This is a genomic window from Kocuria palustris, assembly GCF_016907795.1.
Classification (GTDB): Bacteria; Actinomycetota; Actinomycetes; order Actinomycetales; family Micrococcaceae; genus Kocuria; species Kocuria palustris.
This window is the reverse complement of sequence record NZ_JAFBCR010000001.1, coordinates 2,536,698-2,550,424: the sequence shown is the minus strand read 5'-3', so window position 1 is coordinate 2,550,424 and position 13,727 is coordinate 2,536,698. Positions and strand designations below refer to the sequence as shown.

11 protein-coding genes are annotated in these 13,727 nt (G+C 71.3%); 7 read left to right on the top strand and 4 right to left on the bottom strand.

Annotated elements, in window-relative coordinates:
* The first annotated feature begins 26 nt into the window (after positions 1 to 26).
* On the top strand, positions 27 to 1,358 hold the full coding sequence (gabT, locus tag JOE55_RS11380; RefSeq protein WP_204782978.1) for a 4-aminobutyrate--2-oxoglutarate transaminase: 1,332 nt from the start codon (positions 27 to 29) through the stop codon (positions 1,356 to 1,358).
* Positions 1,359 to 1,424: 66 nt separating this feature from the next.
* The gene (locus JOE55_RS11375; protein ID WP_204782977.1) at positions 1,425 to 2,234 is read left to right on the top strand and encodes a carbon-nitrogen hydrolase family protein; all 810 of its coding nucleotides are present in this window, start codon (positions 1,425 to 1,427) and stop codon (positions 2,232 to 2,234) included.
* A gap of 46 nt (positions 2,235 to 2,280) precedes the next feature.
* Here the strand turns inward: JOE55_RS11375 and JOE55_RS11370 are convergent, their stop codons facing one another.
* Positions 2,281 to 3,843 carry a PucR family transcriptional regulator ligand-binding domain-containing protein gene (locus JOE55_RS11370; RefSeq protein ID WP_204782976.1) on the bottom strand — a complete coding sequence of 521 codons (1,563 nt, stop codon included), beginning with the start codon at positions 3,841 to 3,843 and terminating at the stop codon, positions 2,281 to 2,283.
* Positions 3,844 to 4,073: 230 nt separating this feature from the next.
* On the opposite strand from JOE55_RS11370, the gene JOE55_RS11365 reads away from it, so the two are divergent.
* From JOE55_RS11365 to JOE55_RS11345, 5 genes are all read left to right on the top strand, one after another.
* Positions 4,074 to 5,633: an amino acid permease gene (locus JOE55_RS11365; RefSeq protein ID WP_204782975.1), complete on the top strand. Its 1,560-nt coding sequence runs from the start codon at positions 4,074 to 4,076 to the stop codon at positions 5,631 to 5,633.
* A complete protein-coding gene (locus JOE55_RS11360; RefSeq protein WP_239546637.1) occupies positions 5,630 to 7,318 on the top strand; it encodes a flavin monoamine oxidase family protein in 1,689 nt (562 codons plus the stop codon). The genes JOE55_RS11365 and JOE55_RS11360 overlap by 4 nt, the downstream gene beginning before the upstream one ends.
* Before the next feature lie 33 nt (positions 7,319 to 7,351).
* On the top strand, positions 7,352 to 8,368 hold the full coding sequence (gene speB, locus JOE55_RS11355; RefSeq protein ID WP_024290824.1) for an agmatinase: 1,017 nt from the start codon (positions 7,352 to 7,354) through the stop codon (positions 8,366 to 8,368).
* Between the two features lie 117 nt (positions 8,369 to 8,485).
* Complete coding sequence (locus JOE55_RS11350; RefSeq protein WP_204782974.1) at positions 8,486 to 8,782, top strand: antibiotic biosynthesis monooxygenase family protein; 297 nt, start codon at positions 8,486 to 8,488, stop codon at positions 8,780 to 8,782.
* Between the two features lie 144 nt (positions 8,783 to 8,926).
* Entirely contained in the window at positions 8,927 to 9,355 is a 429-nt protein-coding gene (locus JOE55_RS11345; RefSeq protein ID WP_204782973.1) for an LbetaH domain-containing protein, read from the top strand.
* Positions 9,356 to 9,370: 15 nt separating this feature from the next.
* On the opposite strand, the gene JOE55_RS11340 is transcribed toward JOE55_RS11345, so the two are convergent.
* The 3 genes from JOE55_RS11340 to JOE55_RS11330 are packed head-to-tail and all read right to left on the bottom strand — an operon-like array spanning position 9,371 to position 13,727.
* Positions 9,371 to 10,552 (bottom strand): acyl-CoA dehydrogenase family protein, encoded by a 1,182-nt coding sequence (locus JOE55_RS11340; RefSeq protein WP_204782972.1) that lies wholly within the window; start codon positions 10,550 to 10,552, stop codon positions 9,371 to 9,373.
* Positions 10,549 to 11,532, bottom strand: coding sequence for a CoA transferase (locus JOE55_RS11335; RefSeq protein ID WP_338125478.1), 984 nt, complete (start codon positions 11,530 to 11,532; stop codon positions 10,549 to 10,551). The genes JOE55_RS11340 and JOE55_RS11335 overlap by 4 nt, the downstream gene beginning before the upstream one ends.
* Positions 11,529 to 13,727 (bottom strand): 3-hydroxyacyl-CoA dehydrogenase NAD-binding domain-containing protein, encoded by a 2,199-nt coding sequence (locus JOE55_RS11330; RefSeq protein ID WP_239546635.1) that lies wholly within the window; start codon positions 13,725 to 13,727, stop codon positions 11,529 to 11,531. The genes JOE55_RS11335 and JOE55_RS11330 overlap by 4 nt, the downstream gene beginning before the upstream one ends.

Sequence of the window (13,727 nt, the reverse complement as noted above, 5' to 3'; positions counted from 1 at the left end):
ATCGATACGAGCACCAGGGAGCCGTCATGTCCGTCCCGCAGAAGCGCGAGCTGCGCACCGCCATCCCCGGCCCCCGCAGCCAGGAGCTGCACCAGCGCACCAAGCAGGCCGTCTCCTCCGGCGTGGGCGTGGGGCTGCCGGTCTACGTGGAGAAGGCCGGCGGCGGGATCGTCGTCGACGTCGACGGCAACCAGCTGATCGACATGGGCTCGGGCATCGCCGTGACCTCGGTGGGCGCCTCCGCCCAGCGCGTGATCGACCGCGCCCAGGCCCAGCTCGAGGACTTCACGCACACCTGCTTCATGGTCACCCCGTACGAGGAGTACACGCAGGTCGCCGAGAAGCTCAACGAGCTGACCCCCGGCGATCACGAGAAGCGCACCGCGCTGTTCAACTCGGGCGCTGAGGCCGTCGAGAACGCGATCAAGATCGCCCGCCACCACACCGGGCGCACCGCCGTGATCGCGTTCGACCACGCCTACCACGGCCGCACGAACCTCACGATGGCGCTGACGGCCAAGAACATGCCGTACAAGCACGGCTTCGGCCCGTTCGCCTCGGACGTCTACCGCATGCCGATGGCCTACCCGTACCGCTGGACCGGCGATGCCGCCTCGATCGCCGACGACGCCTTCGAGGCCTTCACCTCGGCCGTCTCCGCGCAGGTCGGCGCCCAGAACGTGGCCGCCGTGATCATCGAGCCGATCCAGGGCGAGGGCGGCTTCATCGTCCCGCCGTCGGGCTGGCTGGCGAAGATCGCCCAGTGGTGCCGCGACAACGGCATCGTCTTCATCGCCGACGAGGTCCAGACCGGCTTCTGCCGCACCGGCGACTGGTTCGCCTGCGATCACGAGGGCGTGGTCCCGGATCTGATCACGACCGCCAAGGGCATCGCCGGCGGACTGCCGCTGTCCGCGGTGACCGGCCGCGCCGAGATCATGGACGCGGTGCACGCCTCCGGGCTGGGCGGCACCTACGGCGGCAACCCCGTGGCCTGCGCCGCCGCCCTGGGCTCGATCGAGGCCATGGAGCAGGAGGACCTCCCGGGCCGCGCCCGCGAGATCGAGGCGATCTTCCGCGAGCGCCTGGGGCAGCTGGCCGAGAAGCACGAAGCCATCGGCGAGATCCGCGGCCGCGGCGCCATGATGGCCGTGGAGATCGTGAAGCCCGGCACCACCACCCCGGATCCCGATCTGACCAAGGCCGTCAACGCCGCCTGCCACGCCGCAGGCGTCATCACGCTGACGGCGGGCACCTACGGCAACGTGCTGCGCTTCCTCCCGCCCCTGGTGATCAGCGATGATCTGCTGGGCGAGGCCCTGGACGTCCTCGAGGAGGCCTTCGCGACCCAGGCCTGAGCCGCGGGCCGGGCGCGCTCGGGAATCCCCGGGCGCGGCCGGCGCCGCACGGATGAGGAGGAGCCCATGAGGCTGGCAGTTCTGCAGGAGCTCGCGGTCGTGAACGATCTCGAGGCCAATCTGGCCACGGTGGTGGACGGCATGCGCGCAGCCGCCGACCGCGGGGCCGACGTGCTCGTCACCCCGGAGCTGTTCCTGACCGGCTACGCCCCGGCCGCGGTGCGCGCCGCAGAGGCCTCCGAGGCCATCTCAGCGGCCCTGGAGCAGGTGGCGCAGGCGGCCCGGGAGATCGGGATCGCGGTGGTGGTCAGCTTCCCCGCCCGGGAGCCGGGCTCGGGCCCGGACGGCCCATGGCAGATCCGCGCCGCGCTCTTCGACGCCGACGGCAGCCGGCTGCTCGACTACGGCAAGGTCCATCTCTTCGGCGGGGACGAGGCGGCCGCCTTCTCCCCTTCCGAGCAGGCTCCAGCCGTCGTCGACCTGCTGGGCGTGCCCGTCTCGATCGTGATCTGCTTCGACGTGGAGTTCCCGGAGATCGTGCGAGCCGCGGCGGTCGCGGGTGCGGAGCTGATCCTGGCTCCCACGGCGATGTCCGAGGGCTTCCCGGAGGTCTCGGAGGTGCTGCTGCGGGCGCGCGCTCTCGAGAACCACGCGATCGTGGCCTACTCCAATCACGCCGGCGTGGAGGACGGGATCCGCTACGACGGGCGGAGCGTGATCGTGGGACCGCACGGCCGAGACCTTGCCCGAGCGGGCCAGGAGCCGGAGCTGATCATCGCGGACCTGGACTTCGAGGAGGTGCGCCGGGCCCGCGCCGAGATCCCCTACCTGGACCAGCGCCGCCCCGATCTCTACTCCCGCTGGGAGCGCGGCTGAGCAGCGACGCACACCAGGCGGCGCACGGCGGGGACCGACCGAGCCTTCAGCGGCTCGCTCGGTCCCCGTCGTCGTCCGTCCGGTCCTCCTGAGCCTCCGCGGCGAAGCGCAGCGCGACCCACAGGTCGGCGCGCACGCCCATGTCGCCCAGATCCGCCCCGAGCTCCCGCTGCAGAGTCTCGATCTGGCGACGCACCGTGTTGCGATGCAGGTCCAGCTCGCGGGCCGCCGCCTCCCAGGAGCCGCCGCAGGCCAGCCATGCGGTGAGCACGCGGCGCTGCTCGACCGCCTCCGCGGTGGGCTCGAGCAGGGGCCCGAGCACTCCACGGGCCAGTGCGGCCCCCGCCTTGGGGCCCAGCAGCGAGGCCACGCTCGGCGGCTGCTCCCCCTGACGCAGGCTGCGGTCGCTGCTGCGCAGCTGATCGCGCACCGCTGTCACCTCCACGGCCGCCGTCCGCAGGGCGTCGGCCGCGACCGGATCGCCGATGGCCAGGAGCCATCCGCAGCGCCGGGCCTCGGAGACCGCCTGGGCGCTCGGATCGCGGCGCGTGATCGCCGTGAATCCCCAGTCCTCCGGGATCACCAGATCCGTGTCGAGCAGATGGCCCCAGAAGCGAGCACCGGCCGATGTCCCGCCCGGATCCCTGGGCACGCCCATGACGACCCGCAGCCGCCTGCGCTCCGAGGACCCCGCGCTGCGGCTGATCAACGCCTCCGTGGCCGGTGAGGCCGCGCTGCCCCGCAGCAGTAACCGAGCCGCCAGCTCCCCGACGGCCTCCCTCCTGCCGTCGCGGCGATGCTGCAGGACCTCCAGCACGGTCACCGCCGCGCGGACGGTGCCGGCGGCCGAGGGCTCCAGCGGGCGGCGGGAGCCAGCCACCAGGACCGCCACGGCGTCGTCGCCGCGGGGGCGCAGCGGGTGCGCCTCCACGACCGGCTCCTCGATCTCGGGGAACCGGGCGATCTCCAGGCGTGATCCCGACCGGTCCATCACCCGCTCGACGAGCTGCTCGAGCTGCTGCGCGGAGGCCGGGCTGACCCCGGCGCGCACCCGTCCGTCCGTGCCCAGCAGCACCGCCCACCCCACGCCGCCTCGCGTGAGCACCGACAGCACGTCCTGCTCGGGACTCGAGCCCATGGCCGCACCGAGCAGGCGCCGGGTGCCGTCGTGCAGATCGCGCAGCACCCGGGCCCGAGCCGTCTCCATGAGCTGAGCGAAGGCCAGCCCGATCGCGGCGAACGAGACCTCGGGCGGGATCTCGAACAGCCCCAGCCCGTGCTGCCGGCAGGCCTCGAGCACCGCCTCGGGGGTGCGATCGTGATGCGGAGCCAGCCCCACGCCCAGCGCGCGGACCTCGGCCCGCACCAGCGACGCCACGTAGCGCTCGGCCTCGCCGCTGCCGTCGGCGGCGAGGAAGGGCATGCCCGAGGTGAGCAGGACCTCCCCCGGAACCAGGAACGGGACGGGGTCATCGAGCTCGCTCGAGCCGACCCACCGCACCGCGCTGTCCCCGCGTCCCGGGTGCAGCACGCGCACCGAACCGGGAAGCGCCTGCAGCAGCCTGTCCAGGGTCACGGTCACGAGCGGTGTCTCGAGCGACGGGTCCACGATCTCCTCCTGATCCGAGCGCGGGAGGCCCCGACGTCGGTCGGTGCTCCTGCGCTGGTCTGCGCCGATGCCCCCGCCGCGCCGGGCCGGGCCCGAGGGCCCCGTCCTCGACGGCAGCGGCTATGGTGCGTTCCGCACCTCATTGACGAATCTCAGGGCATATCATCCCACGATGAGATGCGGATCACGTCCCTAGAGTGGCACTCGATCCGCCGGAGAAGGGAACCCCCATGGCCGAGGCACCCGCCGAGCGACTCTCGCTCGGAGCCCAGCTGTCCAGGCGCAAGCCCCTGCCCATGTTCCGCCGCGAGAGCGGCGCCGATGAGGAGGGCAACGAGCTCAGCCGCAGCTTCGGCGTGGTCCAGCTGACCATGATCAGCATCGGCGCGACCCTCGGAACCGGCATCCTCGTGATCCTCGGCGAGTCCGTGCCCCTGGCCGGTCCCGCCGTGTGGATCTCGTTCGTCATCGCAGGCATCGCTGCGCTGCTGTCGGCCTTGTCCTATGCCGAGCTCGCCGGACGCGTCCCCGTCTCCGGATCGAGCTACTCCTACTCCTTCGCCACCATGGGCGAGGGCATGGCCTGGATCTGCGGCTGGTGCCTGGTGCTCGAGTACGGGGTCTCCGTGGCCGCCGTGGCCGTGGGCGCGAGCCAGTACGTCAACGAGACCCTGTCGGTCTTCGGGCTGAGCCTGCCCGAGGCCCTCACGGCCGCTCCGTCGGAGGGCGGGCTGATCAACCTGCCGGCCGTCCTGGTCGTCATCTTCGCCACGATCCTGCTGGTGCGCGGAGCCCGCGAGTCCTCGCTGACCAACGTCGTGATGGTGCTCATCAAGATCGCGATCCTGATCTTCTTCATCATCGTGGCCTTCACGGCCTTCGACTCGGGCAACTTCGAACCCCTGCTGCCCATGGGCGTCAGCGGCGTGACCGGCGCGGCCGCCGTCGTGTTCTTCTCCTACATCGGCTTCGACGCCGCCTCGACGGCCGGCGAAGAGGCCAAGAACCCCAAGCGGGACCTCCCCCGCTCCATCGTGATCTCCATGGTCGTCATCACGGCCCTCTACGTGCTGGTCGCCGTCAGCGCGGTCGGCGTTCGGCCCTGGGACTGGTTCGAGGGCTCCGAGGCCCCGCTCGTGCACATCCTCGACTCGATCACCGGATCCCGTGTTCCCGGCCTGATCTTCGCCGTGTCCTCTGTGGTCGCGATCGTCTCGGTCGTGCTCACGGTGCTCTACGGCCAGACCCGCATCCTGATGTCCATGTCCCGCGACGGCATGGTCCCGGCGATCTTCCAGAAGGTCTCCCCGCGCACCGCCACCCCGGTGGCCAACACGGTGATCGTCGGAGCCATCATCACGCTGACCGCCGGTCTGATCCCGCTGGGCGAACTCGCCAACGCCACGAGCATCGGCACGCTGTTCGCCTTCATGCTGGTTAACATCGCCGTGATCCTGCTGCGCCGCCGCGAGCCCATGAGCCGCGACAGCTTCCGCCTGCCGCTGTTCCCCATCACCCCGATCCTCGGCGCCCTGATCTGCGCGGCGCTGATGACCCAGCTCGGCGGCGTGACCTGGATCGTGTTCCTGATCTGGATGGCGGTCGGAGCGGTCATCTACCTGGCCTACAGCCGCCGGCACTCCCTCGTGGGCAACCTCTCCGCCGACGAGTACGGCGTCCTCATGGCCGAGCCGTACCCCGCCACCGGCCCCATCGACTACGCGGCCGCTGACGGCCCCTCCCCCATCGGCGCGCCGAGGCGCCGCGACCAGGAAGGCGAATCACGATGACCACTGCCACCGAGCACCCCATGGACGGCGGCCAGAACCGCCCGCTGACCATGCTGAACCCCGACTTCCCGTTCAGCTACGACCACTACCTGCAGCACCCCGCGGGCTTGGGCCAGGTGCCCGAGTCCATGCACGGCACCGAGGTCGCCGTGATCGGCGCGGGGCTCTCCGGGCTCATCACGGCCTACGAGCTGATGAAGCTCGGCCTGCGCCCGGTGGTCTACGAGGCCGGCCAGATCGGCGGTCGCCTGAAGACCGCGAGCTTCGACGCCGCTCCCGAGGTCGTCGCCGATCTGGGCGGCATGCGCTTCCCGGTCTCCGGACGCGCCCTCTACCACTACATCGACCTGGTGGGCCTAGAGACCGAGGCCTTCCCGAACCCGCTCTCGGACGTCACTCCCTCCACGGTGATCGAGCTGGGCGGTCAGTCGCACTACGCCCGCACGGCCGATGAGCTGCCCGAGTTCTTCAACGAGGTGGCCCGCGCGTGGCAGGCGGCGATCGACGACGACGCCGAGGCCGAGCAGATGAAGGACGCCATCCGCGACCGCGACACCGCCCGGATCAAGGAGATCTGGAACCGGCTGCTGCCGCGCATGGACGAGCAGACCTTCTACGGCTTCATTGCCGAGTCCCAGGCCTTCCGCGAGGCCGGCTTCGCCCACCGCGAGGCCTTCGGCCAGGTCGGCTTCGGCACCGGCGGCTGGGACACCGACTTCCCGAACTCGATCCTCGAGATCCTGCGCGTGGTCTACACCGATGCCGACGACGGCCACCGCCGCATCCTGGGCGGAGCCCAGCAGCTTCCGGAGCGGCTGTGGCGCCATGTCCCCGATCAGCTCGAGCACTGGCCCGCCGGCACCAGCCTGCAGTCGCTGCACGGCGGCGCCCCTGCCGGCGCCGTCAGCGCGATCCGCCGCGACGAGACCACCGGCGAGCTCGAGATCACCGAGCGCTGGGGCCGCACCCGCCGCTACTCCGCCGTCGTGACCGCCTGCCAGTCCTGGCTGCTCTCGACCCGGATCGATACCCAGGAGTCGCTGTTCCCCGCCCCCATGTGGACGGCCCTGGAGCGCTCGCACTACATGCAGTCCTCCAAGACCTTCGTGATGGTGGACCGGCCCTTCTGGAAGGACGTCGATCCGGAGACCGGCCGCGACACCCTGTCCATGACGCTGACGGACCGCCTCAACCGCGCGACCTACCTGCTCGATGACGGCGACGACAAGCCCGCCGTGATCCTGCTGTCCTACACCTGGAACGACGACGCCATGAAGTGGCTGTCACTGGATGCGGACCAGCGCGTGGAGCTGATGCTGCACTCGCTGAAGCAGATCTACCCGGACGTCGACATCGCCAGCCACATCGTGGGCCAGCCGATCACCGTCTCGTGGGAGTCCGACCCGAACTTCATGGGCGCCTTCAAGGCCAACCTGCCGGGGCACTACCGCTACCAGCAGCGCCTGTTCACCCACTTCCAGCAGGACGACCTGCCCGAGCACCAGCGCGGCATCTTCCTGGCCGGCGACGACATCTCCTGGACCGCTGGCTGGGCCGAGGGCGCCGTGCAGACCGCGCTGAACGCGGCCTGGGGCGTCGTGCGCCATCTGGGCGGCTCCAGCGCCGCCGAGAACCCGGGCCCGGGCGAGCTGCTCGACGAGTACGGCCCCATCTCCCTGGACTGAACCGCCCCACACCCACCACCGGAAGGACCCGTCATGGATCACCCCCGCGTCAACGAGAACGGGCACGTCGGCCCCGTCAACGCAGCCCTCACCCCGCGCTACGCCGGGCTGGGCACCTTCGCCCGCCTGCCCCGGATCGAGGACGTCGACCACGCCGACGTGGCCGTGGTCGGCATGCCCTTCGACACCGGCGTCTCCTACCGGCCCGGCGCTCGCTTCGGAGCCACGCACGTGCGCGAATCCTCGCGCCTGCTGCGCCCGTTCAACCCCGCCCAGTCGGTCTCGCCCTTCGCCGCCAAGCAGGTGGCCGATGCCGGCGACGTGGCCATCAACGCCTTCGACATCGAGGACGGACTGCGCGCCGCCCAGGAGGCCGCGGCCTCCTTCCTGGCCCAGGACACCTCGATCATCACGATCGGCGGCGACCACACCCTGGCCCTGCCGCTGCTGCGCGCCCACGCCGCCAAGCACGGGCCCATCGCCCTGCTGCACTTCGATGCCCACCTGGACACCTGGGACACGTACTTCGGCGCCGAGTACACGCACGGCACGCCGTTCCGCCGGGCCTTCGAGGAGGGTCTGCTGGACACGGACGCGCTGTGCCACGTGGGCACCCGCGGCCCGCTCTACGGCACGCAGGACCTCGACGACGACGCCCGCTTCGGCTTCGGGATCGTGACCAGCAACGACGTCATGCGCATGGGCCCCGATGCCGTGGTCGAGCTGCTGCGCAAGCGCGTGGGCGATCGCCCGCTGTACATCTCCCTGGACATCGACGTCCTGGACCCGGCGCACGCCCCGGGCACCGGAACCCCCGAGCCCGGCGGCATGACCTCGCGCGAGCTGCTCGAGATCCTGCGCGGGCTGCGCGGGACGAACCTGGTGGGCGCGGACGTCGTGGAGGTCTCCCCTCCCTACGATCACGCCGAGCTCACCGGCCTGGCCGCCGCGCACGTGGTCTACGAGTTCATGTCCCTGCTCGCACTCGGCGCCGGTGCCGAGAAGGGCGGACCGGCCTACGGCGAGTCCGGCACGGTCTACGGCGCCTGAGCCCCCCCCCAGGCGCAAGTCCCGGGAACCGGGCCCGCCTCCGGGCGGGCCCGTCATACGCTCGGAAGCAGCGGCTGGAGCAGCCGCCAGAGCAGAGCCCAACGGAAGTGGTGTGCGATGTCCGTCGTGAAGATCAATGTCCTCAGCGTCCCCGAGGGCGCAGGTGCCGAGCTCGAGAAGCGCTTCGCCGCCCGGAAGCACTCGGTGGACGGCGCGGACGGGTTCGAGGGCTTCGAGCTGCTGCGCCCCACCGGCGGTGAATCCCGCTACTTCGTGGTGACCCGCTGGCGCGATGAGGCCTCCTTCGAGGCGTGGCGCTCCCAGCGCCAGCCCTCGCACGAGTCCACCGGCCGCCAGCCGGTGAGCTCGCAGGCCGAGCTGCTGGAGTTCGAGGTCGTCGACCTCGAGGTCTGAACCCCCGCACCGGAGCAGCCGCCGCGACGGGCCCGCTTCTCGAGCGGGTCCGTCGTCGTCTGTCCACATCTGTCCCTCTTCCCTGCTCACGAACGGCGCGGAAGACTCGGGTGCGGCTCGCAGCACCGGATCGGGAGGAACTCCATGGGCATCGCCGAGAGGCTCGTCGCACGCAGGAACTGGCGCCTGGCACGGCTGGCGGCCATGCCGCTGAACCTCTCCGTGCCCGCCGAGGTGCGCATCGGGGACGGACTGCAGCTGGTGCACTACGGCTTCGGGACCGTGATCTATCCGGAGGTCACGATCGGCGAGCGCGTGCGGATCTATCAGCAGGTCACCATCGGGCGGAAGGACGCCCACATCCCGCGGGCCGACTCCCCGTTCGAGCACCTGGAGATCGGCGACGACGTCGTGCTCTTCCCCGGGTGCAAGGTGCTCGGCGGTGCCGGGGTCACCCGCATCGGCCGAGGCACGATCGTGGGTGCGAACGCCGTGGTGCTGGGCTCCACCGGTGAGGACGAGATCTGGGCCGGCAATCCGGCGCGCTGCGTGGGACGGCGCACCGACCGCTGAGCGCCCGTCGCCGGCTCAGACGAACGCGGAGACCCCGGTCAGCGCGCGTCCGACGATCAGGGTGTTGACCTCCGCGGTGCCCTCGTAGGTGAAGATCGCCTCCACGTCGCTGAAGATCTTGCCCATCTCCCGATCCGCCAAGATGCCGTTGCCGCCCATGAGCTGACGTCCGAGCGCTGCGGACTCGCGGGCCATCTGGGAGGTCTTCAGCTTGGCCATCGCGGCCTGGCCCATGGTGGCCTGGCCCTGCGCGCGCAGCTGGCTCATCCGGTGGGCGATCCCGACCGAGGCGGTCGTGTTGGCCGCGATGCGCACCAGGTGATCCTGCGTGAGCTGGAAGCCGGCCAGCGGTCGGCCGAACTGCTGGCGCTCCAGGGCGTACCGGCGGGCGACGTCGAAGATCGCCATCTGCGCGCCCACCGACTGCCAGGCCAGCCCCGCACGGGACTGCTCCAGGATCACGTTGGTGTCCTTGAACGAGGCGGTCCCCGGCAGGTGGTTCGACGCCGGGATGCGGACGTCCTCGAGGGTGATGTCCGCGTTCTGCACGATCTTCACCGCGATCTTGTGCTCGATCTTGGTGGCCGTGAACCCGGGGGTGTCCGTCTCCACGATGAAGCCCTTGACCTGGCCGTCGGCCTCGTCGCGGGCCCACACGATCGCGATGCGGGCGATCGTCCCGTTGCCGATCCAACGCTTGGTGCCGTTGAGCACCCAGTGATCGCCGTCGCGGCGCGCCGTGGTGGCCAGCCCACCTGCCACGTCCGAGCCGTGGTCGGGCTCGGTCAGGGCGAAGCAGCCGGTGAACTCCATGCGGCGCATGGGCGGCAGCCACTGCTGCTTCTGCTCCTCGGAGCCCAGCTCGTCGAGGGTGGCCATCACGAGGTCGCTGTGCAGCGCCAGGTAGACGCTGATGGAGATGTCCGCCCGCGCCAGCTCGGCTGCCACGAAGCCGCGGAAGACCGAGTCGGTGTCCGGCGAGCGCAGATCGCCCAGCCCGAACTCGCCGCATTTGGCGGCCAGCTCGGGGGCGAACTCGTCGCGCGACCAGTGCTCGGCCGTATGCGGGCGGATCTCCGCGTCCAGGAACTCCCGCAGCTCGCGCAGCCTGCGCTGCTGGTCCTGTGGCAGCGCGCTGCGGTGATCCAGCAGGTCCGCCTCCGGCAGATCCGCGATGTCGATGTGCTCTGCGCTCATGATGGCTCTCCTTCTGCGATGCGACCGGGACGTCGCTGCTGCGGGCCCGGACGCACGGGTTCAGCCAGGGCGGTGAGCGGGGCTCCGGTCCGATCCGCCCAGTCCTCCCACTCCTGCGCGGTGCGCTCGGCCAGGATCCGGGTGAGCTGGTCCTGGACGTCGCCCTGCGGGTCGAGGCCCAGGCCGACCAGCGCCTGCACGAAGTGCGGCTCCAGGGCCGCCAGCGCCACGTGGCCCTGGGCGGCCGGGTAGATGCGGTAGTACGGGCTCGCTCCCCCGAGCGGCGACTCCGGGCCGGTCATCCCCCAGCGCACCGGCAGGGCCAGATCCAGGGCGGCCTCGCTCAGCGCCGTCTGCTCATGGCCGCCGCCGCTGGCCCAGCGGCCGTCGGGCCCGCGGGTTCCGTGGCGCTCGCGGGACAGCAGCAGGGTCAGGGCTGCGCTCACGGCCTGCTCGGCGCCGTGCATGTCCGCGCTCAGCGTGCGGGGCAGACGGTCCGGGTCGAGCAGCCCCGCCCCGGCCTGGAAGCTCAGATCGTGCCCGGGACGATCGGCGTGGTCGCCGGGGAAGCCCACCAGGTCGACCTGGCACAGCCCCGGGTGCCGGGGATGCACCGAGGCGAAGTCCAGGCCCAGCCGTCGCAGCGCCCCGGCCCGCGAAGAGCTCAGCAGCAGGTCCGCGCCCTCCAGCAGGCCCTCGAGGCGGTCTCGGCCCTCGTCCGACTTGAGGTCCAGGCTCAGGACCTCCTGGCCCCGGTGGAGGTGCTCGAACAGCTCGGGCAGCTGGTGGCGCAGAGGATCTCCGGACGGCGGCTGGATCGTCACGACCCGCGCGCCCAGGCCCTGCAGGCGCGCCGCGGCCACCGGTCCCGGGAGGTTCTGGGCGATCGACACCACCACGAGGCCCTCGAGCGCCCCGGACGGCACCGCCCCTCCGCGCGCGGCGGGCTGGGCTGGGCCGGGCTCGGGGCGCCCGCTCACGCCAGCGTCCCCTCGTCGGCCCGTGCCCGCAGCCAGTCCGAGGGCGCGAAGCGCGGCCCGTAGGCCTCCGCCAGCTCGTCCGCGCGGGCGATGAAGCCGGCCAGGCCGCCCTCGTAGTTCGTCATGAAGGTGGCCGGTCCTCCGGTGGCCGGAGGGAAGCCGATGCCGAAGATCCCGCCGATGTTCGCCGAGGCCGTGTCGGTGAGGATGCCCTCCTCGAAGCAGGCCGCCGTCTCCAGGGCCATGCGGAACAGCAGCCGGTCCTTCATGTCCTGGGCCGGGATCTCGGTGCCGCGGGCGAAGTGCTCCCGCAACCCCGGCCACAGGTGCTTGCCGCCGCCGTCCGGGTAGTCGTAGAAGCCGGCTCCGGCGGCGCGGCCGGGGCGCTCGAACTCCTCCACCATGCGATCCACTAGAGCCTCGCCGGGAGCGACAGGGCGATCGCGGCCCTCAGCCCGGGCGGCCTGGATCTCGGTGTCGCGGATGTGGCGCATCAGGTTCAGGGAGATCTCGTCGAACATCGCCAGCGGCGTACCCGGGAACCCCGCCTGCGAGGCGCGGCGCTCGATCACCTGCGGGTCCGCGCCCTCGTCGAGCATGGCCACGGCTTCGAGCAGCAGGGTGCCGAACACGCGCGAGGTGTAGAAGCCCCGGCCGTCGCCCACGCTGATCGCGATCTTGCGGATCTGCTGCGAGAGGTCATAGGCCCGCTCGAGCGTGCGCTGGGAGGTCTGCTCGCCGCTGATGATCTCGACCAGCTTCATCTTCTCGACCGGCGAGAAGAAGTGCAGGCCGATGAAATCCGCCGGCCGCTCACGACGGGACTGCAGCGAGGTGATCGGCAGGGTGGAGGTGTTCGAGCACATCAGCGTGTCCGGCCCGACGACAGCCTCCACCTCGGCGAACACGGATGCCTTCAGATCGGGGTCCTCGAAGACCGCCTCGATCACGGCCTCGACGCCCGCCAGATCCGACGCCTGATCGGTCGGCAGGATGCGGCCCAGGACCTCATCGGCCTCCTCCTGCGTCATCCGACCGCGATGCACGGCCTTGGCCAGCAGCGACTCGCTGTGCTGACGGCCCTTCTCCGCCTTGTCCACGGAGACGTCCTTGAGGTGCACGGTCATCCCGGCGCGGGCGCACTCGTAGGCGATGCCCGCGCCCATCATCCCGGCGCCCAGCACGGCCACCGAGGAGACCTTCTGCGGTTGCGTGGTCCGCTCGCCCAGGAACCGGCCCGCTCGGGCGGCCTGCAGGTCGAAGTGGAAGGCCTGGATCATGGCGGTCGAGACCCGGCCGGTGACCAGCTGTGTGAAGTACCGCGACTCGATCCGGCAGGCGGTGTCGAAGTCGACCTGCGCACCCTCGATCGCGGTGCTCAGCGCCGCCAGCGGAGCGGGCAGGTCCGCTCCCTTCAGCTGCTTGCGCAGGTTGGCGGGGAAGGCGGGCAGGTTCTGGGCAAACGACGGCTGCGAGGGGCCGCCGCCCGGGATGCGGTAGCCCTTGACGTCCCAGGCCTTGACCGCGGCGTCCTCGCCCTGGGCGTGCCCGCGCAGCCAGGCCTTCGCCGCGGGCAGCAGCTCCTCCGGCGACTCGACGACCTCGTCGATGACTCCTGTCTCGAGGGCCTGTGCCGGGGACTTCGGGGCCCCGGGCAGGATCCAGCCCATCAGAGCGGCCTGGATCCCCAGCATGCGGGTCAGGCGCGAGATGCCGCCGGCGCCGGGCAGCAGGCCCAGGCTCACTTCCGGCAGGCCGAGCTTGACCCGGGAGCCGCCGACGCAGATCCGGTGGTGGCAGGCCAGCGCGATCTCCAGCCCGCCGCCGAGCGCTGAGCCGTTGAGCGCAGCCACGACCGGGATGCCCAGGGTCTCCAGGCGGCGCAGCTGCCCCTTGATCGACTGGGTGAGGGCGAAGATCTCCTCCTCGTCGCCCGGCCCGGCCGCCCGCAGCGCCTTGAGGTCGCCTCCGGCGAAGAAGTCCTTCTTGGCGCTGGTCAGCACCACGCCGTGGATCGAGTCTCGCTCGGCCTCGAGCCGCTCGAGCGCCTTCTCCAGGGCGTCCTGGTAGGCGTCGTTCATGGTGTTCACGGGGGCGCCGGGGTCATCCATGGTGAGGATGACCAGGTCGTCGTCGCGCTGCCAGGAGATCATGGTCGGCTCGGTGGTCGTGGCGTCGCTGTCGTGCTGCGTCAT